Annotated in this window: 40 protein-coding genes and 1 pseudogene; 33 read left to right on the forward strand and 8 right to left on the reverse strand. The window is 35.5% G+C overall.

The window, feature by feature from the left end:
* Window positions 1-2 precede the first annotated feature (2 nt).
* The 11 genes from NJT12_RS20770 to NJT12_RS20820 all read left to right on the forward strand — a co-directional run bounded on the left by NJT12_RS20770 (window position 3) and on the right by NJT12_RS20820 (window position 3,887).
* The gene (locus NJT12_RS20770; protein ID WP_271337921.1) at window positions 3-698 is read left to right on the forward strand and encodes a DUF3164 family protein; all 696 of its coding nucleotides are present in this window, start codon (window positions 3-5) and stop codon (window positions 696-698) included.
* A gap of 110 nt (window positions 699-808) precedes the next feature.
* The gene (locus NJT12_RS20775; RefSeq protein WP_271337922.1) at window positions 809-1,009 is read left to right on the forward strand and encodes a hypothetical protein; all 201 of its coding nucleotides are present in this window, start codon (window positions 809-811) and stop codon (window positions 1,007-1,009) included.
* 6 nt (window positions 1,010-1,015) lie between these two features.
* Entirely contained in the window at window positions 1,016-1,210 is a 195-nt protein-coding gene (locus tag NJT12_RS20780; protein ID WP_271337923.1) for a hypothetical protein, read from the forward strand.
* Window positions 1,207-1,560 (forward strand): hypothetical protein, encoded by a 354-nt coding sequence (locus NJT12_RS20785; protein WP_271337925.1) that lies wholly within the window; start codon window positions 1,207-1,209, stop codon window positions 1,558-1,560. The genes NJT12_RS20780 and NJT12_RS20785 overlap by 4 nt, the downstream gene beginning before the upstream one ends.
* 25 nt (window positions 1,561-1,585) lie before the next feature.
* The gene (locus NJT12_RS20790) at window positions 1,586-1,804 is read left to right on the forward strand and encodes a hypothetical protein (RefSeq protein WP_271337927.1); all 219 of its coding nucleotides are present in this window, start codon (window positions 1,586-1,588) and stop codon (window positions 1,802-1,804) included.
* A 146-nt stretch (window positions 1,805-1,950) separates the two neighbouring features.
* The gene (locus tag NJT12_RS20795) at window positions 1,951-2,310 is read left to right on the forward strand and encodes a hypothetical protein (RefSeq protein WP_271337929.1); all 360 of its coding nucleotides are present in this window, start codon (window positions 1,951-1,953) and stop codon (window positions 2,308-2,310) included.
* On the forward strand, window positions 2,307-2,639 hold the full coding sequence (locus tag NJT12_RS20800) for a hypothetical protein (protein WP_271337931.1): 333 nt from the start codon (window positions 2,307-2,309) through the stop codon (window positions 2,637-2,639). Before NJT12_RS20795 ends, NJT12_RS20800 begins: the two co-directional genes overlap by 4 nt.
* Complete coding sequence (locus NJT12_RS20805; protein WP_271337933.1) at window positions 2,639-2,779, forward strand: hypothetical protein; 141 nt, start codon at window positions 2,639-2,641, stop codon at window positions 2,777-2,779. The genes NJT12_RS20800 and NJT12_RS20805 overlap by 1 nt, the downstream gene beginning before the upstream one ends.
* Entirely contained in the window at window positions 2,776-3,204 is a 429-nt protein-coding gene (locus tag NJT12_RS20810) for a hypothetical protein (RefSeq protein ID WP_271337934.1), read from the forward strand. Before NJT12_RS20805 ends, NJT12_RS20810 begins: the two co-directional genes overlap by 4 nt.
* A 5-nt stretch (window positions 3,205-3,209) precedes the next feature.
* Window positions 3,210-3,512: a hypothetical protein gene (locus tag NJT12_RS20815; RefSeq protein ID WP_271337935.1), complete on the forward strand. Its 303-nt coding sequence runs from the start codon at window positions 3,210-3,212 to the stop codon at window positions 3,510-3,512.
* 240 nt (window positions 3,513-3,752) lie between these two features.
* The gene (locus NJT12_RS20820; protein ID WP_271337936.1) at window positions 3,753-3,887 is read left to right on the forward strand and encodes a hypothetical protein; all 135 of its coding nucleotides are present in this window, start codon (window positions 3,753-3,755) and stop codon (window positions 3,885-3,887) included.
* On the opposite strand, the gene NJT12_RS20825 is transcribed toward NJT12_RS20820, so the two are convergent.
* A complete protein-coding gene (locus NJT12_RS20825; RefSeq protein ID WP_271337938.1) occupies window positions 3,884-4,336 on the reverse strand; it encodes a hypothetical protein in 453 nt (150 codons plus the stop codon). The genes NJT12_RS20820 and NJT12_RS20825 overlap by 4 nt on opposite strands.
* 44 nt (window positions 4,337-4,380) lie before the next feature.
* Here NJT12_RS20825 and NJT12_RS20830 point away from each other — a divergent pair, with 44 nt between their 5' ends.
* Window positions 4,381-4,962, forward strand: a complete 582-nt coding sequence (locus NJT12_RS20830; RefSeq protein ID WP_271337940.1) for a hypothetical protein — start codon at window positions 4,381-4,383, stop codon at window positions 4,960-4,962.
* 299 nt (window positions 4,963-5,261) lie between these two features.
* On the opposite strand, the gene NJT12_RS20835 is transcribed toward NJT12_RS20830, so the two are convergent.
* Both NJT12_RS20835 and NJT12_RS20840 read right to left on the reverse strand, forming a co-directional pair.
* Window positions 5,262-5,792 (reverse strand): hypothetical protein, encoded by a 531-nt coding sequence (locus NJT12_RS20835; protein WP_271337942.1) that lies wholly within the window; start codon window positions 5,790-5,792, stop codon window positions 5,262-5,264.
* Window positions 5,793-5,795: 3 nt separating this feature from the next.
* On the reverse strand, window positions 5,796-6,356 hold the full coding sequence (locus NJT12_RS20840) for a hypothetical protein (RefSeq protein ID WP_271337943.1): 561 nt from the start codon (window positions 6,354-6,356) through the stop codon (window positions 5,796-5,798).
* A gap of 60 nt (window positions 6,357-6,416) precedes the next feature.
* Between NJT12_RS20840 and NJT12_RS20845 the strand changes: the two genes are divergently transcribed.
* Window positions 6,417-6,653 carry a hypothetical protein gene (locus NJT12_RS20845; RefSeq protein WP_271337945.1) on the forward strand — a complete coding sequence of 79 codons (237 nt, stop codon included), beginning with the start codon at window positions 6,417-6,419 and terminating at the stop codon, window positions 6,651-6,653.
* Here NJT12_RS20845 and NJT12_RS20850 read toward each other — a convergent pair.
* The 5 genes from NJT12_RS20850 to NJT12_RS20870 all read right to left on the reverse strand — a co-directional run bounded on the left by NJT12_RS20850 (window position 6,650) and on the right by NJT12_RS20870 (window position 11,859).
* Window positions 6,650-7,648, reverse strand: coding sequence for a hypothetical protein (locus NJT12_RS20850; RefSeq protein ID WP_338083397.1), 999 nt, complete (start codon window positions 7,646-7,648; stop codon window positions 6,650-6,652). The two genes, NJT12_RS20845 and NJT12_RS20850, sit on opposite strands and share 4 nt — an antisense overlap.
* A gap of 401 nt (window positions 7,649-8,049) precedes the next feature.
* Window positions 8,050-9,360, reverse strand: coding sequence for a phage portal protein family protein (locus tag NJT12_RS20855; protein WP_271337947.1), 1,311 nt, complete (start codon window positions 9,358-9,360; stop codon window positions 8,050-8,052).
* A gap of 3 nt (window positions 9,361-9,363) precedes the next feature.
* Window positions 9,364-9,834: a type 1 periplasmic-binding domain-containing protein gene (locus NJT12_RS20860; RefSeq protein WP_271337949.1), complete on the reverse strand. Its 471-nt coding sequence runs from the start codon at window positions 9,832-9,834 to the stop codon at window positions 9,364-9,366.
* On the reverse strand, window positions 9,834-11,321 hold the full coding sequence (locus NJT12_RS20865) for a hypothetical protein (protein ID WP_271337950.1): 1,488 nt from the start codon (window positions 11,319-11,321) through the stop codon (window positions 9,834-9,836). The genes NJT12_RS20860 and NJT12_RS20865 overlap by 1 nt, the downstream gene beginning before the upstream one ends.
* Window positions 11,322-11,373: 52 nt before the next feature.
* Entirely contained in the window at window positions 11,374-11,859 is a 486-nt protein-coding gene (locus NJT12_RS20870; RefSeq protein WP_271337952.1) for a DUF1804 family protein, read from the reverse strand.
* Window positions 11,860-12,005: 146 nt separating this feature from the next.
* Here NJT12_RS20870 and NJT12_RS20875 point away from each other — a divergent pair, with 146 nt between their 5' ends.
* The 20 genes and pseudogenes from NJT12_RS20875 to NJT12_RS20970 form a co-directional block, all read left to right on the forward strand.
* Window positions 12,006-12,995, forward strand: coding sequence for a hypothetical protein (locus NJT12_RS20875; protein WP_271337954.1), 990 nt, complete (start codon window positions 12,006-12,008; stop codon window positions 12,993-12,995).
* Between the two features lie 12 nt (window positions 12,996-13,007).
* Complete coding sequence (locus NJT12_RS20880) at window positions 13,008-13,970, forward strand: phage capsid protein (RefSeq protein WP_271337956.1); 963 nt, start codon at window positions 13,008-13,010, stop codon at window positions 13,968-13,970.
* Between the two features lie 70 nt (window positions 13,971-14,040).
* A complete protein-coding gene (locus NJT12_RS20885) occupies window positions 14,041-14,325 on the forward strand; it encodes a hypothetical protein (RefSeq protein WP_271337958.1) in 285 nt (94 codons plus the stop codon).
* Window positions 14,325-14,780 carry a CHAP domain-containing protein gene (locus NJT12_RS20890; protein WP_271337961.1) on the forward strand — a complete coding sequence of 152 codons (456 nt, stop codon included), beginning with the start codon at window positions 14,325-14,327 and terminating at the stop codon, window positions 14,778-14,780. Before NJT12_RS20885 ends, NJT12_RS20890 begins: the two co-directional genes overlap by 1 nt.
* A complete protein-coding gene (locus NJT12_RS20895; RefSeq protein ID WP_271337963.1) occupies window positions 14,777-15,298 on the forward strand; it encodes a hypothetical protein in 522 nt (173 codons plus the stop codon). The genes NJT12_RS20890 and NJT12_RS20895 overlap by 4 nt, the downstream gene beginning before the upstream one ends.
* A gap of 16 nt (window positions 15,299-15,314) precedes the next feature.
* Entirely contained in the window at window positions 15,315-15,794 is a 480-nt protein-coding gene (locus NJT12_RS20900) for a hypothetical protein (protein WP_271337965.1), read from the forward strand.
* Window positions 15,794-16,948: a DUF2586 family protein gene (locus NJT12_RS20905; protein ID WP_271337967.1), complete on the forward strand. Its 1,155-nt coding sequence runs from the start codon at window positions 15,794-15,796 to the stop codon at window positions 16,946-16,948. The genes NJT12_RS20900 and NJT12_RS20905 overlap by 1 nt, the downstream gene beginning before the upstream one ends.
* A gap of 2 nt (window positions 16,949-16,950) precedes the next feature.
* Entirely contained in the window at window positions 16,951-17,385 is a 435-nt protein-coding gene (locus NJT12_RS20910; protein WP_271337968.1) for a hypothetical protein, read from the forward strand.
* Between the two features lie 16 nt (window positions 17,386-17,401).
* Window positions 17,402-17,806, forward strand: coding sequence for a hypothetical protein (locus tag NJT12_RS20915; protein WP_271337970.1), 405 nt, complete (start codon window positions 17,402-17,404; stop codon window positions 17,804-17,806).
* Window positions 17,807-18,224: 418 nt separating this feature from the next.
* Window positions 18,225-19,685, forward strand: coding sequence for a tape measure protein (locus tag NJT12_RS20920; RefSeq protein ID WP_271337971.1), 1,461 nt, complete (start codon window positions 18,225-18,227; stop codon window positions 19,683-19,685).
* A gap of 1 nt (window position 19,686) precedes the next feature.
* A complete protein-coding gene (locus tag NJT12_RS20925) occupies window positions 19,687-20,328 on the forward strand; it encodes a DUF6046 domain-containing protein (protein WP_271337973.1) in 642 nt (213 codons plus the stop codon).
* Window positions 20,329-21,315 carry a hypothetical protein gene (locus tag NJT12_RS20930; RefSeq protein ID WP_271337975.1) on the forward strand — a complete coding sequence of 329 codons (987 nt, stop codon included), beginning with the start codon at window positions 20,329-20,331 and terminating at the stop codon, window positions 21,313-21,315.
* Between the two features lie 2 nt (window positions 21,316-21,317).
* Window positions 21,318-21,809 carry a hypothetical protein gene (locus NJT12_RS20935; RefSeq protein WP_271337977.1) on the forward strand — a complete coding sequence of 164 codons (492 nt, stop codon included), beginning with the start codon at window positions 21,318-21,320 and terminating at the stop codon, window positions 21,807-21,809.
* Complete coding sequence (locus NJT12_RS20940) at window positions 21,806-22,024, forward strand: hypothetical protein (protein WP_271337979.1); 219 nt, start codon at window positions 21,806-21,808, stop codon at window positions 22,022-22,024. The genes NJT12_RS20935 and NJT12_RS20940 overlap by 4 nt, the downstream gene beginning before the upstream one ends.
* Window position 22,025: 1 nt before the next feature.
* A complete protein-coding gene (locus NJT12_RS20945; protein WP_271337981.1) occupies window positions 22,026-22,319 on the forward strand; it encodes an oxidase in 294 nt (97 codons plus the stop codon).
* A 2-nt stretch (window positions 22,320-22,321) separates the two neighbouring features.
* Window positions 22,322-22,624, forward strand: coding sequence for a hypothetical protein (locus NJT12_RS20950; RefSeq protein WP_271337983.1), 303 nt, complete (start codon window positions 22,322-22,324; stop codon window positions 22,622-22,624).
* Window position 22,625: 1 nt separating this feature from the next.
* Window positions 22,626-23,468, forward strand: coding sequence for a nucleotidyltransferase (locus NJT12_RS20955; RefSeq protein ID WP_271337985.1), 843 nt, complete (start codon window positions 22,626-22,628; stop codon window positions 23,466-23,468).
* 16 nt (window positions 23,469-23,484) lie between these two features.
* On the forward strand, window positions 23,485-23,943 hold the full coding sequence (locus NJT12_RS20960; protein WP_271337988.1) for a hypothetical protein: 459 nt from the start codon (window positions 23,485-23,487) through the stop codon (window positions 23,941-23,943).
* Window positions 23,936-24,742 (forward strand): hypothetical protein, encoded by an 807-nt coding sequence (locus tag NJT12_RS20965; RefSeq protein WP_271337989.1) that lies wholly within the window; start codon window positions 23,936-23,938, stop codon window positions 24,740-24,742. The genes NJT12_RS20960 and NJT12_RS20965 overlap by 8 nt, the downstream gene beginning before the upstream one ends.
* A pseudogene (locus NJT12_RS20970) lies at window positions 24,742-25,101 on the forward strand (hypothetical protein); the annotation flags it as partial. The gene NJT12_RS20965 and the pseudogene NJT12_RS20970, both read left to right, overlap by 1 nt.

Consider the following 25,101-nt stretch of genomic DNA (forward strand, 5'->3'; position numbering starts at 1 on the left):
TTATGAATACAACAACTCCACTAGAAACAATTGATTTAACAAAATTCTCAGCTAAACAATTAAAAGAAGCCTTAAACAAAGTAGATGCAAAAAAAGACAATGACCGACAAGCTTATAAAGAACTTGTAGAGCAAGCAGTCCCAAAAGCGATTTTCACACTTTGTACTGCTTCCGAAATGATTTCAAACGCTAAAACTCAAGCGTTCCAATTATTCGAAGATGTTTTAAAGCTAAAAGCAGATGCGTTCGGAATCAAAGAAAAACAGCAGTCACACACATTTTCATGTGAGGGCGGTGAAATAACAATCGGTTACAGGGTTACTGACGGATGGGACGACACTGTGAGTGCCGGCATCGCCAAAGTTGAAAAATATATCAGTTCGCTAATTACAAACGAATCTACAGCTGCGCTTGTTGACATTGTTTTTAATCTACTAAAGAAAGATGCAAAAGGGAATCTAAAAGGAAGTAGAGTTTTAGAACTCCAAAAATTAACCAAGAAAATTGATGATGTAGAATTTACTGACGGTGTAAACATCATTTCGGAATCTTATAAGCCTATTCGATCAGTTTGGTATATAGAAGCTTCTTTAATAGCTGAGGACGGTACAAGAACACCTATCCCACTTTCCGCTAGTTCAGTTGATTTTTCAAAAGGTTACAAATTTGAGTTTTACAATGAATCAGTCAAACCTTAGTACGATCATAGTATTGGCAATAGCGCTGTACATGACAAACCGTAAACCAATAGCCACTTTTCATGAGTGGCTAAAATTCAGAATCAGAACAATCTATAAACAATGGAAAAATGAGCGTAGAAATAATTCCAATAACAGATCACGAACAATACGAAGTTAATGGTCATTTGGTCTATAAAGACCATCTAAATAACTGGTCATGCAAACAGGATTTATCAAACAAAGAACTTCAAGCTTTTAAAAAATATGAAGAGGTAGTTATAAAAAATCCTAGAATCAAAAAACACTTCAAATCAACATACAAATCATAAAACAACATGAAAAATTTCAACAAAATAAAAGCATTTGACGAATTAATGAATGCTATTAAAGTTCCTAAAAATAGTCCTTTATCATCGGCCATTGAAAAATTATTAGAAGGCCAGGATTATTTGCAAAAAATACACGATGATGCTTATAGAGCAGGATTTGAAAAAGGATGTGAGGCAACTAAAAAAGTAGATGAACTATGACAGCAACTAAACCGCAAGTCTACACAGGAACCGGTTCCGCAATAGATAATTATAATGATCCAAAAAAGCAACTTCAAAACATTGTCAACGGCACAAAGGAAGTTAATTGGGGATTATTTGATATGAAAAACTCAAAACATAGAAGAATACAATCAGACCTGAGACAAGCAAATATAGTCGTGAAAAATAATAGGCATGGTGAGGTAGCTGATATGTTAGGGTGGTTTAATCGGTTTTTAAAAAGTGATAAATCACCAGTTAAAAAGCCATTAAAGCAAATGACTTCACAAGAATTATCAAAAATAATTAAAGCTCTTGATGGAGTGGTTATTTGGAAACACTCAATTTAATACTAACTAAAATAAAAAAATAACTATGACTTACCTTTTAATATTTATTGCCCTGTTCTCAGCCTTCTTTATTGCTTTAGTGGCTGGTTTTTTAACTGGGATTTATCTTGTTTGTAAAATCGAATCTGAAGATGATAATGACGAATGGCTATTTAATGCTTATTGCTTCGAATGTGAAATTGAAATGCCGGTAAAAGAAAAAAACGGTCGCCTACATTGTTCAAATTGTGGCCTCAGACACTAAAATGGAAAGGTACAGCATCACAGAAGTATGTCCGCATGACGTAGCCAAAATAAGAGTACTATACGTTGTTTGTGGGTGCGAAACAACAGTACTCATTTGCACTGCATGTAGTGCAGAATTATCAGAACCTAAAATAGAATGTTAAGATGAAAACAATTACAAGTAAAGAAGCTCTTCTAAAAAAGCTTAAAAGGCAAAATATATTAAGCAATGGTCATATTTGGTATTTAACGGACTTTCACAAAACCAAATGTGGAAAAGTATTAGTTGAAAAATTAATACAAGATCGAACCTTAGAAGAAACCAAAGGCTATGCAGCATGGTTTGAAACTGAATGGAAATTACGTAAGCCTGTTGGTAATCATTTAGGAGTTGACATATTCTTAGATGAAACCAGGAATCAATACTTTTTTAAGGTAAAGAAAGGTGTTTATGATATTGACACATATCAGTACTGCATCGAAAAACTAGACTATTTAAACAGATTAGGAGAAAAACTATTATGAAAGTAAAATTAAAATTAACGGAAAAGCAGATTAGTGCCATAGTCAACACATTCTCTCAGTCATCCAGAGAACCAGCAAAAGGAAGAATAGCTAAAGTTGCAAAGAGTGTCCTGGACAAAGTTGTTCTAAAATTCAAAACTAAGCAGTTGCAAGTTCAAATAAGCTCCACTCTGTTTAATAGTAACGAAAAGTTTACCTTTTCATTGGAGCTGGTAGAAGCACATTTTTTAGAACAGTATTTGTTTTCTATACAAGATTTTACAATGAGCGAATATGATAAAAACGCTATCAATCAAATTATAGCAATTCTAAATCAACAATTAGCGTAATGAGACTTTATAAAACGCCTAAAAAACCAACGAACAAAGCAGAAAGCATTTTTGATGCTGAAAAGAGATTACAAAAAGAAGCTAAGCATATTTCACAAACATTTACCCATACTAAACCTGTAAAATACCTTTTAAAATGAGCGAGTTGATCACCTATAAAGTAACCTTCAAAGAAACCGCTGACGAATGGCTTTTCCAATATCGAAAAGATGATGGTGTCATTTACAGTTTTTTCAACCTTAAAGGCAGAAGAGTATTAAAGCTATTAGAAAATGTTCAGTTTCCCGGCACTAAGAACGAAATGGAAAACTGGACAAAATACAAACACTTAGTTACAATTGAAATGGTTTTGAACGACTATTCGTTCGAAGCCTTTTGGAAAGTTTACAATTTAAAAGTAAAAAAAGAAGCTTCCGAAAAAGCATATGAAAAACTCAATTTAGTTGAGAAAATAAAATGTTTCAACTCACTTAAGAAATACGATGAGTTTTTAATAAAAACGGGGCAAGCAAAAGCTCATTTAGTCACATGGCTTAATCAGAAGAGATATAACGACGAATATTAGAAATTATGGCACTAAAAATAGAAATTAAATCAAAAAGGAGTAAGTCCTACGAATTGCAAGTTATATTTAAACTTAGAGAATTTGAAAACACCAATCTGCCATTATACTCTCTTCCTGGTATGTTTAAGGACAGAATAGGAGAAATTAAAAAGGCATCAGTTGGTACTGCGGATATGTTTTATAAAGCGAATATTTCTGATGATCAGAAGAAAGTTGAAATATGGCACCTAAACAGTCAAGGACATGCAGATAGACTGCTTGCTACAGTAACCGATGACGGCAAAATAAATAATCCTTTTAACTTTTAAATATTAGTACGGATATCCGTAAAATTAATAAATAAACACTTAATACCTTTGAACATGCCTGATAAATATCAAGATATAAGAGATCGACACGAGATCGAATTAGCTAAAAAGCTATGTGCAATAGACAGAAAACACAATCGAATAGAACGTAATTTATACGTAACGTTTTTTATACTTGTAACGGTCGTGATTTATTTTGTGTATGTTTGTTAAATAAAAACCAAAAAACTAATATAAAAAATGGAAAGAAAAGAAAATCCAACGGCTCCTAGACAAACACCTCCATCCAGACCTACACCACCGCCACCACCACCACAACGAGAAAGAGGATCAGAGCAACAAAAAGGAGTTCCTAGACCCCCAAAAAGGTCTTAAAAGGTAATCGCAAAGAACGCTAATATTGAAAGTAAGCCTACAATTAGTGCTATCATACTGGAGGCATTTAATACTTTAGTAAGAGAAGAATATTTTTCTGCTAGTTGATCATATCTATCAAATTCTAATTGGAAATCTTCTCTTTTATTTTCGTCACAACCTGGGTCCTTTAAGTCTAAATCAGCATCACACATTAAATAATCACTCTCATTTGCTTTATAACCAAAATGTTGAGATAAAAAGTTTAAAGTTATTGCAACAACAAAGATAAAGCCTGATATTTTTATTAAAAGACCACAGGGTTGCGCCTTACCTACAAAATGTTTTATAGTTTCTAAACAAACATAAATACCGGCGCCACTAAGAGAAATAACAAGCAAATCAATTCTCTGGGTACTGTAAAACATATTGTCATAAGCCTGTTTTTTACGTTCTTTAATTTTTTCCATTTTATAATTACATTTGTACAAAAATACTTTATTTTTAGATATTTATGAGAAACATAATAATTTATATAGCATTCTTAATTTGTCCTTTTATTCAAGCTCAAAACATTGAACTTTTACATCAAGTAGATAATTGTGATTTACTTACCGCAACTAAATTTGCGGATTCAATAGCAAATAGCTTTCGGGTAAAATACGAACGATTAGATGCAAGGGAATCTAAACGGGGTAATGTTTATTCGATCGTTTATTTACCCTCATCAAGTATGCCAAAAAGCAAAGAAGCAATTAAAGAGGCAATTGAAAAAAGTTATAGTCGTGAGTTTGAATGTGATTCTTGTTTAAGTGTGCACTTTAATGTGATTAATGAGGGAGAAAATAAGGACCTTGAAATTAAAGGAATAAAAAAGTATCATTTTACTTTTACACGAGGTAACTTTTTGGATTTGTTTAATTTTTGGATTAAGTATGTAAATCCAAACGCTGTAGCCTCTGAAATTTCAACTAAAGGAATCGACTCTCAAAGAGATTTTAAGAACAATAAATATTGGTATAATTTTGCAGCAAGCAAGGACGAAGGAAAGTGGTATATTAAAAACTATACTGACCGATTAAATGAGTTTAAATAGTATTTAATTCATATTTAAAAACCCCGACTGAATCCAGCCGGGGTTTTTTTATGGTTAAAACTCGTGTTGTATAATACAAAAGGTCTTATTATTTTTGCGATATGGCGTATAATAAAAAGAACTATAATAAAAGAGCTCAATTTATTATTGAGGTCTACAAGAGCGCCAAACACTCAGACGTCCCTGATACTAAAATTGTAAAAACTGTCTTCCCGAAATACAACATTTTTCTCTCGTATCGCCAATGGATGAATATTAAAGGAATGCCTATTCCTAAAGAATCACAGGTGCAATTATCATTATTCGGTGCGTAAACTAACTTGAATCCTTTGTGAATCATCATCACAGCTGTAATCTTCAAATTCAGATGTAAAAGTTAGTTCTCGAACCCTTAAACCAACATCATTTCTATTGTGGCCGGTTGCAGCAGTTCTATTAAGAGCTTCGCAAAAATCACTTTCCAAATTCTGAATGGCCATGAAAATTTTTTGTTCAACTTCTAAATATTTAAGCCCTGTTTTTCTAACATCAAGAGGTGCGTCTTGCCAGGTTTGACTATAATTATCAAATACCAAAGTTATAGAAATAACGGGGTTTGCAAGTTGATTTTTTCCTTGCAGATTTGAAAATGGAGTGTTTGGAAAGTCAATTAAAACACCAGGAAACGACATACAATTTCGCGGATCATCTGTTCCTAATTGTCCTAAATCTTGCTCTATATACATCACTTCCGGAACTTCTGTTTTTATATGCTCTTGTAGTAATAAAAATAATTTTCCAAATGGTGATTCTACAGCGTCTAAAAGTGCACTTTTTGTAGTTGGTGTCATAAATTATTGCATTATTTCTTTAATATCTCTTGCGACTTGTCTCTCAATAGCTTTGTTTAAAACTACGCTATCTCTTTCGTTCGTTGGCATAAACTGACGTTTTGGTATTTTCATTTTGCGAGTATGCGCCTTTACAGTACCTTCACCTGATTTATATGTCACTGTCTGCATTCGCTCGTTTCCATTTCTGGTAAATCTGCCGGTACCTACTTTCTTCTTACTGTATTTATTACGAGTATGAGCTTTTACATTTACGGTTCCCTGGAAGCCTTCGTTATGTGATTTTGCATAAGGCCTATTATTTTTTAAGGTTGTTTGTCCTGGTTGAGTGGTGTAATGATTGTCGGCTCTTAACGCTCCTGTATCAACTAATGTAGATCCTCTTTTTTTATTGCTTTTTTTCCAACGATCAAAACTTTGCCCCTGAAAACCTCCCGCCCTAAAATTACCATTTATAAAGCGTAATGCTATATTTCCAGATATTGAAGGGAAGCGGTTATTAGCATAGTTTTTAAGTTCTCTTCCTTTTGTTTCAAGTGCTCTTGAAAATTCCTCTGGCGACATTATATATTAGTTTTAATTATAAAATATTGTTATTCAAATAACATTTAGTAATTTTGTTTTATGGCTCAGCACGAATTAAGTATGATTTTGGACAAATACGAGAAAACAGACATAGATTACTATGGTGTTTTATCTCGTATTATACTATTTTGTTCAGAAAATTTCTTCCCACTAATTAAACAAGCTGAGACTGAAAACAAGCGAGTTTATTTAAAAAACGACAGCCAAAATAAGGCTGCCACTGATGACATCCATACGGATGGAACAATCTATTTAGAAGACTTGGAAATTCGCTAGTCAAATTTAAAATCTACCATTTTTTTATACAGTGCCGGCATCAATTCTTTAAAGGCATCATTACCAGAAAATTTATTTTCAGATATATGTGCGATGAACTCAGCTTCTTTATATCCGGGTATTTTCCAATAAGCATCACTATGTGTTTGATTCATATTGATTGTTGGTCTTAAACTCGCAATAGTATCTAAAATCGCGGAATGTTTTTCGCGTGTATCGTCATCACCAAATAAGCCTTTTTTTCGAGCATTTATGTAAATCTCTTTCATTTCAGCAGACGTGTACAATTTTCGAGCTTCAGTCATTAACGATTTAAGACGTGTGCTATCTCTTAAACCTGTTTGTGTATCAATAGCATGACCAAACTCATGATGCACTACTGCCTGGGCATACCATTTACTATTTTTACGTCTTTCATCAATTGGTATTTTTACAAAATTTGCGGCGGGACTATAGTATGCTCCTCGATGTACCGGATAGCCAACCGGTTCAACAGTATGTAAAGGAGTTTCTTTTTTTAAGTAATTAAAAATATCTTTATTAATTACAATGCCTAACTCTTTTTCGTACCGTTCCAATTCTTTAGGAATATAACTATTAGTAACCTCTGGTTTACTTATGGCTTTGTTGTCCTTAGCTTTAAAATAGGGATGAGACTTATTAAATATGACATTGCTTAACGCGGCGTTGTTGTCAAAAATGGTGTCTTTTACTAAAGGATCAACCAGCCTGTTAGCCCAATCACTGTTGTACTCTTTACTTAAGTTTCGTGCAATACCTGGTATAATTGTACAGCGACAACCCCAAGCCAAAGGGGTGTATAAACGAAGCCAAATTTTATCTGTTTTAAGAGCGGTAAACTTGTCAAACATTCTATGTTCTGGACGTACCGCACTATCACCAACGGTTGAAAACTGTAAATATTCAGAGTCCAAAGTTTCCCATTTTCGCGCCATTATAGCACTTTGAGTAACGTATTTATGTTCAGTTGACAAATAATTTTTATTGAATATTTCGCCAGTATCCGCAACTATTTTCTTAACAGATTCAAAGCTTCGCTGTTGACCCTTATTATTAAAAACAGCATCTTTAAATAGATGAAATTGGGTTAACGTTTTTGCGTAGCTAAATTGTTCAATATTTTGAACGAATGCCTTTTTTAAAGCTATCCTACTTTCGTTATCATCAAATGAAGGTCCTAAACCATTGTTTAGTGCTTTTATTAATTGCGCTGCCGTTTTGTTGTAAACAGCATCAGTAATAAGGGAATCTCCAGCAATTAATTGTCTTGCAATATCCGTGTAGATATCATCCCAATTATCGACGGCAAGGTCTTCGAGAACCAGATCATCGCAACAAGTACAGCTAGAACTATATAAGTTATTTAATTGCCCGACTAATGTCGGGCTTGGTCGAAAAAATCCGCTAAACCTTTAAAAAGTAAATCCATAAGGTTTTGCTTTCTTGTTTCGGTTAGCTGTGTTTTTTGAGGGTGTTGTCCTGGTGTTTTTTTACGATTGTTTTCAGTTGGTTCTGCTGCCGGTTCCTGTGGTGTTTGTTCCATTTTAGCCTTTAGCTCATCGTAGTTGTCAGGTTTTGGAATTTTATATGTCTCATACCAATAATCATCACCTATTGGCACTTTTGTACTTACAAACATATCAATTTCCATACGGAGTTTTAACTTGGATAAATTAAGATCAAGCTCAAATTCAAATTTACCCTCGATGTTATAGCCATATGATTTCAAAATCTGCTTAAACTTTTTACTGTTTAATAGATTTTCGATAAATATCAAATCTGATATTGTCAATTCGTCTTGCTGTTCGCCATGCTCTTTTGATTGGGCATAACCACTCGACTTACTGGATGAAGTAGTTTCGGTGTTACCCAAAATCGCGATTGCCATTTCTTCGTTACAAGCATCCTTTAAACCAATTTGAAGCTTACCATCACCGTTTGAAGTTTTGCCGTCTAACATTTCAAAATCGGCTTGTTTTGGTATCATCATGGCTAATGATGAACCACTATCAGTTAGTAAGGTTTTTAGCTCCTGTTTTGTTTTTGTGTCATATGCGTCATACTTCATAATACGGACAGGTTGCCCGAAAATTTCAACATATTGCGCATAATCGCCAAAGGTTCCACGTTTGTAGATTCCATACATAGAACAAGCCAAAAGTAATCCTAAGTCTTTAGGTTTACCCATAACCCAAACAAACGGCATATCCTCATAAACATATCCATTTTCTTCTGAAAGTCCGTATTGTGATTTAGTAATTATTCCTTTCTCGGGCTTAATGTGTTTTCTTTCAATTTCTTTAAAGGTTAACTCATCACTACCGATAACAAATTCAACACCGGAAGTTCCCCAAATTTTGGATTCCATCATCAGATTTATTAAGTCACGTCCTTTTTGACTTTTGATTAAGTCAGTAAGATCGTCATCTTGTTTGCCTTCTTTTCTGATGAATTTAATTTTTTTATTCAGTACAGCATTTATCCTTTTCTCAATAATACCACGCAAAAAACCATCCATTGAAAGGATGTCATGATATAAATCGTAAAGCATTACCCGATTAGGATAATGTATACTTTCAGCAGTAACGACACTTTCTTTTAGTTTACCAATGTCTTTACTGCTACGATCAGGAGCAACAAGGGTTAAATCGTGTATGATAAAAGGCTCTTTTTCTTTATTTTCCATGAGTTAAAATCTTTGGGTGCGTTTTTGGTTAGAACCCCAAAAAACACCATCATTTAATGTGCTTTCGTCTTCTGGTGTTTCGGGATCGTCTACTTTATATGGCCAGTCAGGATTTATGTTTCCTTCTTTGATATCATAAAGCCACCCAGGAACTTCTTTTGTGCCAATCATTAATTCCCAATCTTCCCTAAATAAATCTAAGTTCACATTAGGGTTTGATTTTCTTACCAACCAATAGGAAGCAATGACCTTGATAGTTTTCTTTAAATTCTCATCAACTACCGTTGGAGCTGTAGACGGTTGGGTTTTATCATCACCAAAAAGAGCTTTTAAATCGTATTTAAACAGGTATGATTTGCAAAAATCCTCAGCTGCTTTAATCTGCGAAATTGTTTCTCCGGGATTACTTCGAGTAATTGCCGCAATAACTTCTGGATATAACTCGGTATTTAATTCTGATGGTTGTACTAACATTACATTCTGTGTTTATTGGCTTGACGTGGGAAGCTTTCTATTGCGCCGGTAGCCGTTGTGATTTGTACCTCTTTAATAATCCAGACTGCACCCTCGATGCAATCGGGGCCATCCATTAATTTTACTTTTCGGCTAAAACTTGTAAACTGCGCAACCATTCTCTCCATGTGTGGATTAGTTTTTTCCATGATATTAAAAATCAGGTGTCCTAATCGGTTTAGTGGTTCAAGTCCTCCCTCGATTCGCGCATATTTATCAGGCTTTTTACGATCATCCGGGCGAATCGGTAAAAAGGTATTTCGCTCCTCGCTGATTCTATATATATGTGGTAAAATCACCTGTTCGTAAAATGGATTTTGTAGTGAGTTGTTTTCTATCCAGATGTAAATTGGTTCAACTCCTGCGCGCTTGCAAATGTCATGAGCTTCAAATAGGTACTCGCAAAATTTAGCGTTACTCATTTGATCAACCCAAACTTTTTGGATATAATAATTTAGTCCTTTGTTAGCTACAATTGTAATTGCCTTACTACTTGCATTTGTTTTGTCTGAGTTACTTGGTGCTGGATCAGCATAGATGACAACATTATCGCAATGGCGCAATTGAGGGCACTTTTCGAAAATAATATCCTTAAAGGTATCCCCACCATCCATTGGATTATTGAAGTACTCTTTTTGGTAACTTTCGTAACTTATCTGGGACAGAACTCTATCTATGTTGGCTTCACTATTTTTTTGAGGCCAAGTACTTTTCCCCTCTTTATCACGAATATTGATTACTTCCCATTTATCTGCTTTTTTACCCATTTCAGTAATACAGCAGTTCTTTGCAATGATATTTCCGCAAGCAATTATTCTTAATCCGCTGGAAATTGAACGGGTTGGAATTAAAGCTTGCTCAATCCATTTTACGCGTTCTTTTACTCTTTCTGGATTCCGACATAATTCATCAGTATCAATGTCATCAATCAATATTAAATTTGGTCTCTTTGCTTTGTTACGGGTTCCACGTGGTGACTGACCCGCACCGATACCACGAAATGCCAAACCTTTTCTAGTAGTAAATTCAGTAGATTCCCACCCTCCAACTTTTTTTTGCAAACCATAATCGTTAATGATACGATTGTTGCTTTCTAAGGTTCCTTTATATGGTAAAAGCAATCTTTCTGCATTGTCCAATGAATCAGATACTAAAAGAATAGTATCAACTTTTAATTCAACAGGAATTTCAGCTATACCCAAGTACAAAGTTTCCATCATGGTTCGACCTGACTTTGATAGTTCTCTCGACCACGAACGAACTTCGTACCATTCGGGATTAGCTATAACTCTTTTAGTTGCCTTAATATGCCAAGGTGCCGGCTCACTAGTATAGTACATCGGAAAATAGTATTTAAACCATTCCTCCGGATTTTTTTCAAGATGTTGTTTTCTCTTAATTTTAGCCGAATGAGTTTCATTTAAGTCTATAGGAGTGGCATTGTCCATGTTTTCACAGAATTCACGCCATACTTCTAAATATTCCTTGTCAGTTACTCTTTTAGCCATTTTTTAATTTTGAGTTGATAAACTCATCAATGTAATTTTTGAATTTTTTTGCTTCGTCCAAATCGACCGATTGAATGAAGGTTAATAGTTTTCTGGAAACCTCCACATATTCACCCAATCCTATTTCTGTTTCCAGTCTTTGAATGTTAGAAGTAATCTTACTCATAGTGTCTGCCTCAGAATTCGTAGGAATGTTTTTTAATAAAGGATTGGGAACTGATTGCCCTTTTACAATCAGATTAGGCCTTTCAGCGATAAACTCATTAATAGCCTCTAATTGGTTGTACCAATGCACAAGTTGACTCTGACGGGTGGTTAGCAAGCTTTTACGAAGCTTGTCCCAGTTATCCGAAACAGCCCATTTACCTATTGTTTTTTCGGTTACTCCTGTTCGTTCAGCTATTTCTTTAAAAGTGATACGCTCGCTTACATATAGTATTCTAGCGTACTCTTTTTCCTGTGTTTTGGAAATTCCCATTAATTACATTTTTTCAACAGGACAAAGTTGACCAAAAACAAACCTTCATAAAAATATGTATGCAACCCTTGCGCCTTTATTTTCAAGGCTTTGTAAACATTCGCAAGTTTGTACTCTCAATAGAAAACAACCCAAAATTTTAGCCTGTGAGTGATAAGTTTAAAAAGATTGACAAAGAGTTTTGCTTAACTGATAATAGCGTGAATGTTTACAAGTATCGCCTGTTAACAGAGGGATTGCTTTTGGACAACTACAAGAAAAATCCAATCGGTTTTTTAATGCATGAGCGTGAAGGCGGTGTACTGGTCAAGTGGGGCGATTTTAGAATTGAAGGCGACAAACTATATGGTAAACCTGTGATTAATTTATCTCATCCAAAAGGGGAAGATATTGCCTCACAAGTTGAAAACGGATTCATTAATGCCGCATCATGTGGTAAAATAATTTGTTTGGCCGCTTCTGATGATCCTAAGCTGAAACTTGACGGACAAACAGGTCCAACAGTAACAAAATGGTTTCCTCGCGAAATATCTTTTGTTGACATTCCGGGCAATCATAATGCATTGGCGAATCTCTATGATATTAATGATAACGAGTTAAATCTCGCTGATTTTGTAAAACCTAATCCTAAAGAAATGAGTAAAATTCTTTTAACAGCCGCTATGCTTACGGCTTTAAATTTAAGTGATAAGTCCTCCGAAACTGATATTGAAAAAACATTTCAGGACTTGGTAGATACAGCCGGCAAAGTACCAGGACTAGAAAAAGATTTAGCCGATAAAAAAACGGCTTTGACTAATAAAGAAAAAGAGCTATCCGACTTAAAAGAGGAAAGTGTAAATAAAGAAGTTCAAGACTTATTAGCCAAAGGCGAAAGCGACAAAAAACTGACTAAAGAGTTGTCTGCAAAATTGGGGGTAAGCTTTAAGAGTGATCCGACTGGATTAAAAGACTTGCTGGATGCGATGCCAGCGCAAACGTTGATTACAGATCAATTGGGAGATAAAAAAGATGTAAGTGCATTTGCTGGCAAAAAATGGGATGATTTGTACCAATCAGACGATTTAGAAACTGTGCGTAATCAATTCCCAGACTTGTACGAAAAGTTGAAAAAAGAAAAATTTCCTAACTCATAATCCAATTTAATTATGGCAAATCCAAAAATACCCCAAGAATTTTGGGTATCTTATATCGTAGAGAAACTACGTAAAACAAACCCGCATATTTCTCTTTGTTTTGACGAAAGTCAATTCATTGTTGGTGGTTCCGTTGTATACATCCCACAGGCGGGAGCAAAACCAAATGTTGTAAAAAACAGAGGTTTCGGAGCAGCGACAGCTATTCAAAGAGGCGATACCGCAATTGCATACGTACTTGATGTATTTACAACTGATCCAACAGCTTTATTGACTTCTGACAAGCTTGAAATCAGTTATGAAAAACAAGATAGTTTGTTAGCAGATCATACGGACACTTTAGCCGAAAGTATTGGTGACGAATTAACCTATAACTGGATTAAAGGTATGAAGCCTGCCGTTGGAGGCGGAACAACTGTCGAGTTCCTTCCAGCATCCAGACAAATCCCAACTAGTGGTGCTGCTACGCCGGTGAATCCAGAAGATGGACAGACCGGGACCCGTAAAGCCTTTACTTACAAAGAAGTTCAGGCGATGCAAGCAAAATTCAATAAAGATAATGTGCCAAAAGAGAACCGTTATGGTATGGCTGAAAGCTATATGTATCAACAGTTCATTGATTCTTTATCATCCAACCAAATGGCAGCATTCCAAGCAACTGCTGATTTAGAAAATGGAATTGTTGGAAAGTTTGCAGGTTTTACCTTTTTAGAAAGAAGTTCAGTTTTGGCTTTAACATCAGCAGGAGTTTTCAGACTGCCAGGTGAAGCATTGGCAGCAACTGACAACTTAGCAAGTATCTTTTGGCAAAAACAAAGTGTAACTAAATCATTAGGAGATACTAAACTTTTTCAAGACATGGAGAATCCACTTTATTACGGAGATATTCACTCAGGACTTGTCAAAATGGGTGGTCGTTGCCGTCGTGAAGACTGGAAAGGTGTTGGACTTATTGTTCAAGCTGCTACCGCTTAATGTAAACAATTAGATATTATATAACAAAAGGCTATCTCTATTCTGATGGTAGCTTTTTTTTTAATCAATTATGGAGCAAATTGTATTCCCAACTTTAGCGGCTTTTTTTTCCGCATTTATAACCTATTTATTTTCTAAGCGCAAAAACTTAGCCGAAGATAGAGCAGCAGAATTAGATAACGCTGTAAATGCTGTGAAATATTATCGTGAATTATTGGACGATATGGCATCAAGATTAACGGCAGCAACGGAAACCATAAAAACAATGGAAGCGCAGCACCGTGAGTTAATGGGAATCAATCAGCACCTAGTTGAAGAGTTGCAAAAATTCAAACAATTAAATGGCAAAGCTTAATGAGCAAATTAGGAAAAAAGACACTTGAAATTGCTATTACTCAAATTGGTGTCGAAGAAATACCGAGGAATAGTAACGCCGGTCCAGCTGTTGAAAAATATTTAAAATCTGTAGGACTTGGTAAAGGATATGCCTGGTGTATGGCTTTCATGTATTGGTGTACAAAAGAAGCTTCATTACAATTAGGTATCGAAAACCCACTTTTTAAAACTGCCGGAGTTCTGGCAATGTATAATAAAAAAAAGGATTTAGTAGTAACTGATCCGCAACCTGGTGACATTTTTATTATGGATTTTGGCAAAGGTCAAGGACATACCGGAATTGTAGAGAAGGTAGATAAAAACATCATCTACACCATTGAAGGAAATACCAATAATGATGGAAGTCGTGAGGGTTATGGTGTATTTAAAAGACAAAGAAAAACCAACACAATTAAGGCATTTTTGAGATTATGAAAAATATTAAACACTTATTTTCTGTATTGCTTTTGTTTGTTTTGTTGGCCACAACGCTAATTGCTTGTAAAAGTTCTAGCGTTGTACCACCAACAACAACCGAAACCACTATAACGACAACTACCAAAGAGGTAGTTCGTGATACCACATTTGAAGTAGCAAAAGATAGTAGCTATTATAAAGCTTATCTCGAATGTATTAATGGAAAAGTAGTTCTAAAAGAAACTACAAAACCAATTGAAAAACCCGGTAAACATTTAGAACCTCCAAAAATTAATTTAACGGATAATACGCTAACAGTAAATTGTGAGGCAGAGGCGTTCAAATTATTTGCAGAATGGAAAGATGTTTATACTAAAGAGCATCAGCAAATAATTAAAAAAATCCCCTATTCGGTACCCTTAGAATTATCCTGGTGGCAAGAAACCCAGATTATCTGCGGACGGGTATTTTTAGCACTCTTGACAATTTTTATAATTGTTGTCGTGCTACAGAAAACTAAACTAATTAAATACTAATTAAATACTATTTAAAATGTCAAACGAAAAAGCAGTCGATTATTTCGACAGACACCCATCAAGCAATGAATGTCATATTACTTCAGACGAAAGAGTGTTTCATACTAAAGGCACCGCTGACGGTCATGCAAATGTACTTAAGGACACCAAAGTCAATTCACATTACAGAAGTGACTACGAGCTGATGAATATTAAAACGGTTGACCCTGTTTTAGAAAATGGTTTAGAAGTACCTAAAAGTGAAACATCGGATTCTTCTAAAGATGAAACGCCTACAGATCCAAAAACTGAATCATTGGATTCAAAGAAAGATGAAACACCAGCAGCTGATAAAGTTTTTACCAATGAAGATTTAAAGACTTTTGATTTTGAATCAGGGTATGAAGTTATAAAAGCAATAGTAAAAGCGTTGGGCATTGAAAGCCCGTCTCAGTCTAAAAAAGATCTCTTAGAAGCCATTGCGAAAGCAAAAGATAACTTAGAAAAACAATCTTAATGGCACAAGGAACTGGAACGCCAAAGGTTACTGTATCAGTAGCCTCTGGCAACCTACAACGTCAAGTGCAGGTGCTGGACGGCGTTGCAGGACTTATTGGGACTTCTGAAACAAAAATAGGTGTGATTGAAACTGTTTATAGTTACGATGATGCTGTGGCTAAAGGTTATACGTTAGTCAGTGAGCCCTTTTTAAACAGAGCAATTGAACTGTTTTACCAGGAATTAGGAGGTAATCAGGCTTTAACAATTTTAGGCGTTGAAGACACAATGACTCTAACCCAAATGGCTACTTCTACCAACGCAAACGGTCTTAAAAAACTATTGAATACAGCACAAGGAGCAATTACCATTGTAGGGTTAATTCGTAAACCTGCGAGCTCTTATGTTCCGGTTGCCGATCGCTTTTTAGATAAAGATGTCGATGATGCTTTATTAGCTTCGAAAACTTTAGGTCAATATCAGCAATCAATTAATAAACCGGTGCGTATGCTAATTGAAGGTAGAACCAACGAATTAGACGGTACTTTATTTGAACCACATTCAGTTGGTAATGGCTTTGCCGGTGTTGTACTTGGTAGTGATCTTAATGACGGTTCCGGAGCAGTTGCCCTGGCACTTGCAAGATCAGTTAAATATCCCTCTCACGTAAAATTAGGTAATGGTCAAAATGGACCTTTAAGTATTGCACAAGCATTTATTGGAGATAAAGCAATAGAGGATTTCTACCCAGAACAGTTAGACGTTTTTGCTAATGCGGGGTATATTATTCTGCATCGTCGTGATGGATCAGCTGGGTATTATTTTGCAAGAGATAATATGGCGACTGATGATGATTTTAGAATCCTGGTTCATGGACGAGTAATCGATAAAGCACAACGAGTTGCGGCGGCAACTGCCACACCGATGTTGGAAACTTCGATCCGTGTGAACGATGACGGAACAATAAATGCAACTGATGCAAAAGATTTAGAAGAAACAATCTTACTGAAATTAAGATCTCAATTAGGTGGACAGGTTAGTAATGTTGAAGTTAATGTACCGACCGATGTAAATATTATCAATACAAGCACCGGAGGAATTGAAGTAAAAGTGTTGCCTCTGGGATATTTGACCTGGATAAAAGTAACAATAGGTTTAACCGCTAATTTATAACTATGAATGTAAATATAAGTTCATCAGAGTGTGCGTGGGCACACTTTGAAGTTAAAGTACTAACACGAACGATAAAAGGACTACGCGGATTTGGCTTCAAAAAGGAATTTGAAAAAGAGCACTTATATGGTGCCGGTGATGAAGCTATTGATATTCAAACTGGAAATAAAAAGAGTTCAGGAAGTATAAAGGTATTGGGATTTGAGGCAGATGCCATGAACAAAGCCGCACGACTTGCAGGATTCGAAGATATTACAGAAGTACCACACGAGGCAATTGTAATTACTTGTTCGTATAGAAAAAGATTAATTGACCCAATTTCAACTTACATCGCATCTGGTGTAGCTTTTACCGAATCCGGCGTTGATATGGAACAAAATGCAAAGCATAGAGAAATAACATTGCCTTTTATAGCAATGAATGTAAGATTACCATAACCTAAAAAACAAACAAATGAAACAAGTTGAAGCACCAAAAAACACTTTGAAATCTGCTTTCGCAAATCGTAAGACAAAGGAAGTTGAAAAGCTTAAAGAAAATGATACAACACTATTTGTTGAAAAATTTGGTCAAGCGAAGTTAGACGAATGGAAAGAATTAGCCGGAGGGCGTAAGCTGATCTATTTAAAACACGAAAGTGATTTAGCAGTCTTAAGACCACCTACAGCAGACGATTTAGGTGACTATATGGAAGCTATTGGAACTAATGGACTTAGTAAGGCAGTAACAATGGTCATGGAACAACTTTGGTTGGATGGTGACATTATTCTTATTGAAGACGAAGAAAAATTCATTTCTGTTTTCCTACAGATAAATAACATCTTGGAAGGGAAGAAAGCCGAGTTTTTTCGCGCTTAGCAATAAAGGCATAAAAGATTGCCAGGATAAAAAAGCAGGATTAGACTATCTGATTGTTTTTGGTAGTATGAAATTCGGAGCAAGTGCCCTTAAAGAATGGGGTGATGAAGCATTTTTTTACCGTACCGGTATTGCTTTAGAGTTGGCAAAAAAAGAGGAAAATTAAGTTATGAATAATACGATTGAATTTGTTTTAAGAATGCGAGACATGATGAGCTCGAACATAACGCGAGTTGGTTCGACCTCACAGTCCGTATTTAATAGAATGAGTCAGTCTGCTAATCAAATGACAGGACGAAACAGAGTTTTAGGAATGAGCTTTTCCGAGCTACAGACTAAAATTAGGCAAGTTGAAGACGTCATAAGTAGAAGTACTATTCCGAGTCAAATCGCTGAAGCCCGCCGTGAACTTGCCGCTTTGCAACGACAGTCTGCCAGTCATATTGGAAACACAAATAGTGGGGCTCAAAGCGGTTCCAGTGGCATTGGTGTTGGAGGTGTTGCAATAGGTTCAATGATTGGAAATTTAGCATCCAAAGGAGCGACAATGCTTATGGGGGCGGTTACATCTGGAATTGGTGAAATGATTACCCAAAGCATGCAAAAAGAGCAGGCAATTACTGGGTTAACCACCTTTTTAGGTAAAAAGGGTGCGACAGATGCTTATAAAAACATAAGGGCTGATGCTAACGCCACACCTTATGATACGGCCTCTCTTTTAGAAGTTAATCGCTCTTTGATTTCAGCGGGTTTAAATGCCAAATCAGCGCGAACTGACACGTTAAATTTAGCCAATGCTGTCTCTGCGGTTGGCGGAGGCAATGATGTTCTATCGAGAATGGCTGCTAATATGCAGCAAATTAAAACTGTGGGTAAAGCGACGGCCATGGATATTCGTCAATTTGGAATTGCCGGTATTAATATTTATGCAATGTTGGCACGTTCTACAGGGAAAAGTATTGCCCAGGTAAAAGAAATGGAAGTTACCTACGAGGATCTTGCAAAATCACTCGCGATGTCGAATTCTAAAGGAGGCATTTACGAGGGAGCAATGGACGCACAAGGAAAAACTAAATCTGGAAAATGGAATACTGTTAAAGATAATTTCAGCACTGCTGCATCTGATTTAGGTGACGCATTTTCACCTGTGATAAATAAGTTCCTTGATATGGGAATAAAATTTGCCGACGGTATTGGTCCAATGATTGAAAGAGCACAGCCGTATATAGATTCATTTTCTAATAGTATTGGGAAAGGTGTCGATTATGTAACCGATTTGATTAGCGGCACCGGTAAATGGAGTGAATGGGTTGCAATAGCAAAAAACCACTTTAATATTATGTGGCCAATTATTCAAAACATAGCCGTTAAGCTTTGGGAGTTTGTGAGTAGAATTGTCGAGTTTGTGCGAAAAAGCGAAATTTTAAAGGACGTATTCAAATTTATTGGCTGGTACATGAAAAATATTGGTGCTGCTATAGGCCTTGTTTTAGATGGTATTTTATGGGTGTGGGATAATCTGGTGGAACCAATTTTAAATAAAATTGAAGCATTTTACAAGTGGATAAAAGGTAATACTACCATAAATGTAAAAGGTACAAAAACCTTAATTGCACCGAAAAAGCCAAAAGGCGAAAGTCCTGAAGATTCACCATTAGGGGCAGGTGGTGCATTAGTTTCCTCAAATGCATCCTCTGGAAAAGCAGCGGGTACAACCGTTGCCGGAGCGGGTCCGAAAGTCGTTAATATTCACGTAGGAAAGTTTTTCGAGAACCTGCAATTTACAACTATGAATGCGAATGAATCAGCAAATGAGATCGAGCGTGTAGTAATGGAATGTTTTGCCAGGGTAGTATATAATGGTTCTAAAACAGTTTAATATGAGCACAAATACGGCATTTGATCTTTTAAAATTATACAAAACCTACTTTGCAAATTCACCATATTTCGTCTCACCAAAAGATTCTCAGGAACCTACAACGAAAGAAATAGGTTATTCGATAACTACCGAAAACCCTAGACCACAAGGTAGTATTGATTACTCGAGTAAGAATATTGCTTTTAATAAAATTGGAGCTTATGGTCAGGCGATTTGGTTTCCTATTACTCTTAAAACAACAATTAAGAAAGGAAGTCAAACAGAGACAATACAGATTGAAATTGAAGCCTGTACAGTGGGGGTTAATTTAATGAAAGAATTAATTAGAACACCAGTAAGCGAGCGCAAAGGAAAGGTAAAAGAGTGCTTTGCAATTGATGATTATCGTTTTACTATAAAAGGTTTTTTAATTGGCAAAAACAGGTTGGTTCCTGAAGAACAAATTAGCCGATTAAAAAAGATTTTTGAGAGTACTGAATATGTGGAACTACATGGAGGCTATCCTGAAATATTTCTTGAAGATAGTTGTCACGTTGCAATTAGCACTTTGGATTTTCCTGAAGTTCAAGGAAAAGCAGTTTGGATTCGCCCTTTTACAATGACTTTAGAAACTGATTATATCGAAGATTTAATAATTAAATAGATGTTTTACTTAACTAGCGATATCACAATTGGAGAATACACAAAGATTAAACCCTCAAAAGTTAGTTGGAAAACTGATGTAAATAGTTTTACTGATACCTGCACGATTGACTTACCAAGGATTAAATATTTGGCAAATACTAAGACGATAACGGAAGATCAGCAAGAGCCAAATGAGCGTAAGGAATATCTTTTTAAAGAAAATGATAAAATTAGTATAGCATTGGGTTACGATGGAAACAATGTGAAACGATTTGAGGGATTTATCAAACGGGTAAACATGTCTATTCCTGTGAAAATTGAGTGTGAAGGATATAGTTACTTATTGTATGATATCATTTTTAATAAAACCTACTCAAATGTAACCGTTAAACAATTACTTACTGATCTATGCTCAGGGACTGAAATCGTATTATCTCCTGAAATGCCAAACATTCCCTTAACGAATGTACGCTTTAAAAATGCAACCGGAATCCAAGTGTTGGAATGGCTTAAAAAGGAGGTTCATTTAGCTGTTTATTTCAATTTTAATGAGTTATATGTCGGTACTCAATTCGGTAAAAAAGGCAAAACAGTAAAACTGCGTTTAGGATGGAATACGATTAAAGACGATGACTTTAAAAAACGTATTGTAGATAAAAATGTTAGAATCGTTATTCAGGAAAAGAGTGGTGACGGTGCTGTGAAACGCACAAAATCTGACGCGAATAAATACAGTAATGAGAAACTACTTAAAATAAAAGCTGGTATTCCTGCTGATTTATTAAAACAAATTGCAAACAGATTACAAACCAAAAGCAATTATAACGGATACGAAGGTACTATCACTACATTTTTAGAGCCATCAGTAAACAAAGGAGATATTGCAGAAATAGACGGATACAAGTATCCCGAAAAATCAGGTAGCTTTTTTATTGAAAATGTTTCGGGTGAGTTTGGAGCTTCCGGAGGAAGGCAAACAATTCAATTAGGTTTTATAACATCATAATAATGGCAACAGAAGAACAAATAAGACAAGCTCTTGAAAGAATGGCCAAAGGTTTAGGACCAGCTGTGAGTAACATTGCTAAAGTCAAATCTGTTGATGAAACAAAGGCTTTGTGCGTTCTCGTTGATGAAGATGGACAGGAAATATTAGACGTTAGACTTCGGCCGGTTCTTTCGAATAAAAAAAGTTTTATCCTGGTGCCGAAAGTAGATAGTTTCGTTTTGGCCGTTCGTGTGGAAGATGACGATGACTGGATGGTTATTGCCGCAGACGAAGTTACTAAAGTTGGTTACTATGTTGGAGAAACACTTTTTGAACTAACAGATAAGGTTCATATTTCGGCCGGTGGTGAAAACTTAGCAGATTTAATTGATGATTTGTTTACTGCCATAGGGAATATGGTTTTTACCACAAATGCAGGTCCTACAATTAATCTTGTAAACAAATTAGAATTTGAAGGACTAAATCAAAAATTTAAAAGCCTTTTAATATGAGTTTAAACAAAGAAAAATTAGTAGAAGATTTGAGTAAAGTTTTTACAAGAGAACAATCGGAAGAGGTAAGCGCTGATAAGTCAATAGAAAGATTAGTTAACGGAATTGCAAGTGCTGTTGATGTTTTTGTAAAATCAGGACAAGTAAATGTTACTGTTTCGACAACAGGGTCAGCAACTGCACAAACAGGAGCCGGAACCGGAAATATAACATAGTATGCCTAAAGATATTTTATTAAATGACGATTTAGATTTACGAATAATAAACGGCGATTTTGTTGTTGGAGAAAGCACTTCCCAACATCAAAAAATGTTAATTCTGAGCGATAAAGGCGAGTTTAAAGAAGTGCCAATGCGTGGTGTGGGCTCACGCAGGTTTTTGGAAGATGACACGCCAGATAATTTAGCGAGAGAAATTCGACAGGAGTTTTATACTGATGGAATGATCGTAAATAAAATAAAAATCGAGAGTGATTTGACTATCCAAATTGACGCTAATTATAATGAATAATTATGAAAACAGAAACGGCATTAGTACTACAATCTTGGTTTGATTTGTCAAACCAATATACAGGAAGCGTGACCAATGCTTATGAAATTGCTTATGCAAATGGACGATCCATAACTGATGAAATTACACCAGGAGAAAAAATAATAATCCCCGCTAATATTTCTATCGATAATAAGGCACTTATTTTTTTACAGGGAAAGAAAATAGTACCTGCAACTGGAGCGAGAAAAGCAGATTTAGACATTTTAAATCCTGTCTTAGGAATTGGTACAATGGAAATAGAATCAACATTTATAGTGAGATAAAATGGCAAGAACAGTTATAGAAATAGAGAATAATATTTTTAATAAAATAGCTAATGATGAAAGGCTTACTGCCCTTAGCTCAGTAAGTAAAGTGGCAATATATCGACTCTTTGTTTTCGTTGTGGCTTATTCAATTTTCATTTTAGAAAATTTATTTGATACACATGAAAAGGAAATTAACGAAAAAATATTTAGTCAAAAAACTGGTCGTTTACCCTGGTACAAAACAATGGCATTGACTTATCAATATGGATTCGATTTAGTACCTGATAAAGATTATTTTGATAATGGTAATGCTTCAGATGAGGAAATCGAAGCTTCAAAAATTATAAAATATGCCGCTGTAAACGAGGCAGAAGATTTTAGTCGAATAATTGTAAAAATTGCTGGTGAAAAAGATGGAAAGCTTTCTGATTTTGATGACCCGTCGCAAGTGGAAGCCATAGAGGCATATTTTGAAGAGATAAAAGTTGCAGGAACAGATCTTACAATTATTAATTATAAAGCAGACCAGTTGTATTTAAAGATGCAAATACAAAGGGATGTCCTTATCCTTGATCAAAACGGGATGAGTAAATTAAATGCTAATTACCCAGTCGTGGATGCTTTAAGGCAATTTATGAAAGAATTAGATTTTAATGGAAAATTAAGATTGTCGGCCTTAGTAGATAAAGTGCAATTAGTGCCGGGAGTAATTGATGCAACTTTAATAGGCGCGCAAAGTTCATGGATTGATCCTGATCTTAACGGTTACGGAGTGCCTCAGCCAATTTTCATATCCAAAGTAGCTGAAAGTGGATATTATGAGATAGTAACCTTTGATGATATTGAGTATGTGGTTTGACATTAATTGGGACGTCTTGGTGGTTAACCTGACACCCACTTTTTTGCGAAAACCTGCACTAATAGCATATGCAAATGCATTAGTTAGTCAAGTACAATCATTGCATTACAAATGGTATAATTGGCGAATAGATAACATTTATAAGATTGAGCACACTTGGCAAGTATGCTATTTAAGAGGTTCTCTAAATGACAAATTTGACCCAATAGAGCGGCGCATTTACATTGGTAATGGCTTGCTGTATGAAACGCAATATATATTCACAGAAGCTGAAGAGCAAGACGTTTGGCTCGAAACAGAATCAGAACCGGAAACTATTTGGCTCAGAACTGAATCAGAAACGGCTGACACAGGTTTGGACTTCATTGTTTATGCTCCCGAAGAAATCTACAAAACTCAGTTAGATGCATTACATGCACACGTTAAATTTTATAAAGCTGGCGGAAAACGCTATAATATTTTTATAGATGAATAAATCAAATTACATACTAACGGGGGGATATCCATTAAAAGCCGAAAGATTGCAGGAAATGCAAACAGCTTACCAAATATTAAATGCTTTTGGTTCTTTGGCTGGTAACTTAACTATTATTTCAGGTTGTGAAATCGTCGGAACTACTGTAAAAAATGGATTTGTCTACATAGACAATGAATTGTTAGAATTTAGAGAAGCTGATGTAAATGTAGATTCGAAAGTTACTATTATCGAAGAGGCAGTAAATAAAGCCTTTAAAAACGGTGTAGTAAAACAAGTTCATACAATACGTTATGCAACATTTGGTACTTCTGAAGTTTCTTGGCCGTGGTCAGATTTTGTCAAACCTCTTGAAACTAAATCTCTAAAAGGATTGCTCGAGGGAATTTTCACCAGGCTAATTGCAGCCGAAACCAAGTTAGAAACAATTGAGCAGGGAGCACAGAAAAATGTACAGGCTGATTGGAATGTTACCGATGTTCTTTCAGCTGCTTATATCAAAAATAAAATATCGTTCACTTCTCCATTTTTACGCAAGTCAGTATTTAATATTGGAAACGTGGGTAGCGCAGGTAATGTAAATGATACAAAAATGACTGTTTCATTCCCTACTGTAAATACTTCGAATTACATGGTTCTGGGAGCACTTCGAGGTCGAAGCTCTAATTGGAATGATGACAATGATGTGTTTTGGACTTATGGCAACGAACAGGCGACTTCTTTCGAAATATACCTTCGAGAAATAGTAGCGAACGAACAGAATTTGAAATTTTACTATGTATTAATACCACTCGACTAATGGCAACACTCGCAGAAATATACGATTGGTTTATGACGGGCAAAAAGCCAACGCAAGCCCAGTTTTGGGCAACGTTTGGAAGTTTCCGATTGAAAGGTGATTCAATACCGCAGAGCGATATAACAAACCTTTCTAATACTCTAAATGCAAAGGCTGAAAAATCCCAGTTTGATGCGCACAAAAACGACCCGAATGCACATCCTGAAATAATTACAAAAGCCAAATTTATTCAAGTGGGAGAATTGTCTATTTATAAGCATCCCACAAATGCTGACCCTGCAAAAAAATATGTACTTGAAGTAAATGACCTTGTACTTGGCTTTGTAGATCAATCTTGGATAAATGGTTATTACATCGGC

The sequence above is a fragment of the Flavobacterium azizsancarii genome, assembly GCF_027980145.1.
Taxonomy (GTDB): domain Bacteria; phylum Bacteroidota; class Bacteroidia; order Flavobacteriales; family Flavobacteriaceae; genus Flavobacterium; species Flavobacterium azizsancarii.

What these genes read in the sequence shown, in the direction of transcription:
- NJT12_RS20905 (WP_271337967.1), top strand. Translation starts at nt 15,794, where the DNA reads ATGGCACAAGGAACTGGAACGCCAAAGGTTACTGTATCAGTAGCCTCT.
- NJT12_RS20865 (WP_271337950.1), bottom strand. Translation starts at nt 11,321, where the DNA reads ATGGACAATGCCACTCCTATAGACTTAAATGAAACTCATTCGGCTAAA.
- NJT12_RS20940 (WP_271337979.1), top strand. Translation starts at nt 21,806, where the DNA reads ATGAGTTTAAACAAAGAAAAATTAGTAGAAGATTTGAGTAAAGTTTTT.
- NJT12_RS20890 (WP_271337961.1), top strand. Translation starts at nt 14,325, where the DNA reads ATGAGCAAATTAGGAAAAAAGACACTTGAAATTGCTATTACTCAAATT.
- NJT12_RS20800 (WP_271337931.1), top strand. Translation starts at nt 2,307, where the DNA reads ATGAAAGTAAAATTAAAATTAACGGAAAAGCAGATTAGTGCCATAGTC.
- NJT12_RS20825 (WP_271337938.1), bottom strand. Translation starts at nt 4,336, where the DNA reads ATGGAAAAAATTAAAGAACGTAAAAAACAGGCTTATGACAATATGTTT.
- NJT12_RS20925 (WP_271337973.1), top strand. Translation starts at nt 19,687, where the DNA reads ATGAGCACAAATACGGCATTTGATCTTTTAAAATTATACAAAACCTAC.
- NJT12_RS20840 (WP_271337943.1), bottom strand. Translation starts at nt 6,356, where the DNA reads ATGTCGCCAGAGGAATTTTCAAGAGCACTTGAAACAAAAGGAAGAGAA.
- NJT12_RS20950 (WP_271337983.1), top strand. Translation starts at nt 22,322, where the DNA reads ATGAAAACAGAAACGGCATTAGTACTACAATCTTGGTTTGATTTGTCA.
- NJT12_RS20945 (WP_271337981.1), top strand. Translation starts at nt 22,026, where the DNA reads ATGCCTAAAGATATTTTATTAAATGACGATTTAGATTTACGAATAATA.
- NJT12_RS20780 (WP_271337923.1), top strand. Translation starts at nt 1,016, where the DNA reads ATGAAAAATTTCAACAAAATAAAAGCATTTGACGAATTAATGAATGCT.
- NJT12_RS20775 (WP_271337922.1), top strand. Translation starts at nt 809, where the DNA reads ATGAGCGTAGAAATAATTCCAATAACAGATCACGAACAATACGAAGTT.
- NJT12_RS20785 (WP_271337925.1), top strand. Translation starts at nt 1,207, where the DNA reads ATGACAGCAACTAAACCGCAAGTCTACACAGGAACCGGTTCCGCAATA.
- NJT12_RS20880 (WP_271337956.1), top strand. Translation starts at nt 13,008, where the DNA reads ATGGCAAATCCAAAAATACCCCAAGAATTTTGGGTATCTTATATCGTA.
- NJT12_RS20915 (WP_271337970.1), top strand. Translation starts at nt 17,402, where the DNA reads ATGAAACAAGTTGAAGCACCAAAAAACACTTTGAAATCTGCTTTCGCA.
- NJT12_RS20930 (WP_271337975.1), top strand. Translation starts at nt 20,329, where the DNA reads ATGTTTTACTTAACTAGCGATATCACAATTGGAGAATACACAAAGATT.
- NJT12_RS20790 (WP_271337927.1), top strand. Translation starts at nt 1,586, where the DNA reads ATGACTTACCTTTTAATATTTATTGCCCTGTTCTCAGCCTTCTTTATT.
- NJT12_RS20810 (WP_271337934.1), top strand. Translation starts at nt 2,776, where the DNA reads ATGAGCGAGTTGATCACCTATAAAGTAACCTTCAAAGAAACCGCTGAC.
- NJT12_RS20845 (WP_271337945.1), top strand. Translation starts at nt 6,417, where the DNA reads ATGGCTCAGCACGAATTAAGTATGATTTTGGACAAATACGAGAAAACA.
- NJT12_RS20815 (WP_271337935.1), top strand. Translation starts at nt 3,210, where the DNA reads ATGGCACTAAAAATAGAAATTAAATCAAAAAGGAGTAAGTCCTACGAA.
- NJT12_RS20795 (WP_271337929.1), top strand. Translation starts at nt 1,951, where the DNA reads ATGAAAACAATTACAAGTAAAGAAGCTCTTCTAAAAAAGCTTAAAAGG.
- NJT12_RS20870 (WP_271337952.1), bottom strand. Translation starts at nt 11,859, where the DNA reads ATGGGAATTTCCAAAACACAGGAAAAAGAGTACGCTAGAATACTATAT.
- NJT12_RS20885 (WP_271337958.1), top strand. Translation starts at nt 14,041, where the DNA reads ATGGAGCAAATTGTATTCCCAACTTTAGCGGCTTTTTTTTCCGCATTT.
- NJT12_RS20855 (WP_271337947.1), bottom strand. Translation starts at nt 9,360, where the DNA reads ATGGAAAATAAAGAAAAAGAGCCTTTTATCATACACGATTTAACCCTT.
- NJT12_RS20910 (WP_271337968.1), top strand. Translation starts at nt 16,951, where the DNA reads ATGAATGTAAATATAAGTTCATCAGAGTGTGCGTGGGCACACTTTGAA.
- NJT12_RS20965 (WP_271337989.1), top strand. Translation starts at nt 23,936, where the DNA reads ATGAATAAATCAAATTACATACTAACGGGGGGATATCCATTAAAAGCC.
- NJT12_RS20805 (WP_271337933.1), top strand. Translation starts at nt 2,639, where the DNA reads ATGAGACTTTATAAAACGCCTAAAAAACCAACGAACAAAGCAGAAAGC.
- NJT12_RS20830 (WP_271337940.1), top strand. Translation starts at nt 4,381, where the DNA reads ATGAGAAACATAATAATTTATATAGCATTCTTAATTTGTCCTTTTATT.
- NJT12_RS20900 (WP_271337965.1), top strand. Translation starts at nt 15,315, where the DNA reads ATGTCAAACGAAAAAGCAGTCGATTATTTCGACAGACACCCATCAAGC.
- NJT12_RS20770 (WP_271337921.1), top strand. Translation starts at nt 3, where the DNA reads ATGAATACAACAACTCCACTAGAAACAATTGATTTAACAAAATTCTCA.
- NJT12_RS20835 (WP_271337942.1), bottom strand. Translation starts at nt 5,792, where the DNA reads ATGACACCAACTACAAAAAGTGCACTTTTAGACGCTGTAGAATCACCA.
- NJT12_RS20860 (WP_271337949.1), bottom strand. Translation starts at nt 9,834, where the DNA reads ATGTTAGTACAACCATCAGAATTAAATACCGAGTTATATCCAGAAGTT.
- NJT12_RS20820 (WP_271337936.1), top strand. Translation starts at nt 3,753, where the DNA reads ATGGAAAGAAAAGAAAATCCAACGGCTCCTAGACAAACACCTCCATCC.
- NJT12_RS20955 (WP_271337985.1), top strand. Translation starts at nt 22,626, where the DNA reads ATGGCAAGAACAGTTATAGAAATAGAGAATAATATTTTTAATAAAATA.
- NJT12_RS20895 (WP_271337963.1), top strand. Translation starts at nt 14,777, where the DNA reads ATGAAAAATATTAAACACTTATTTTCTGTATTGCTTTTGTTTGTTTTG.
- NJT12_RS20935 (WP_271337977.1), top strand. Translation starts at nt 21,318, where the DNA reads ATGGCAACAGAAGAACAAATAAGACAAGCTCTTGAAAGAATGGCCAAA.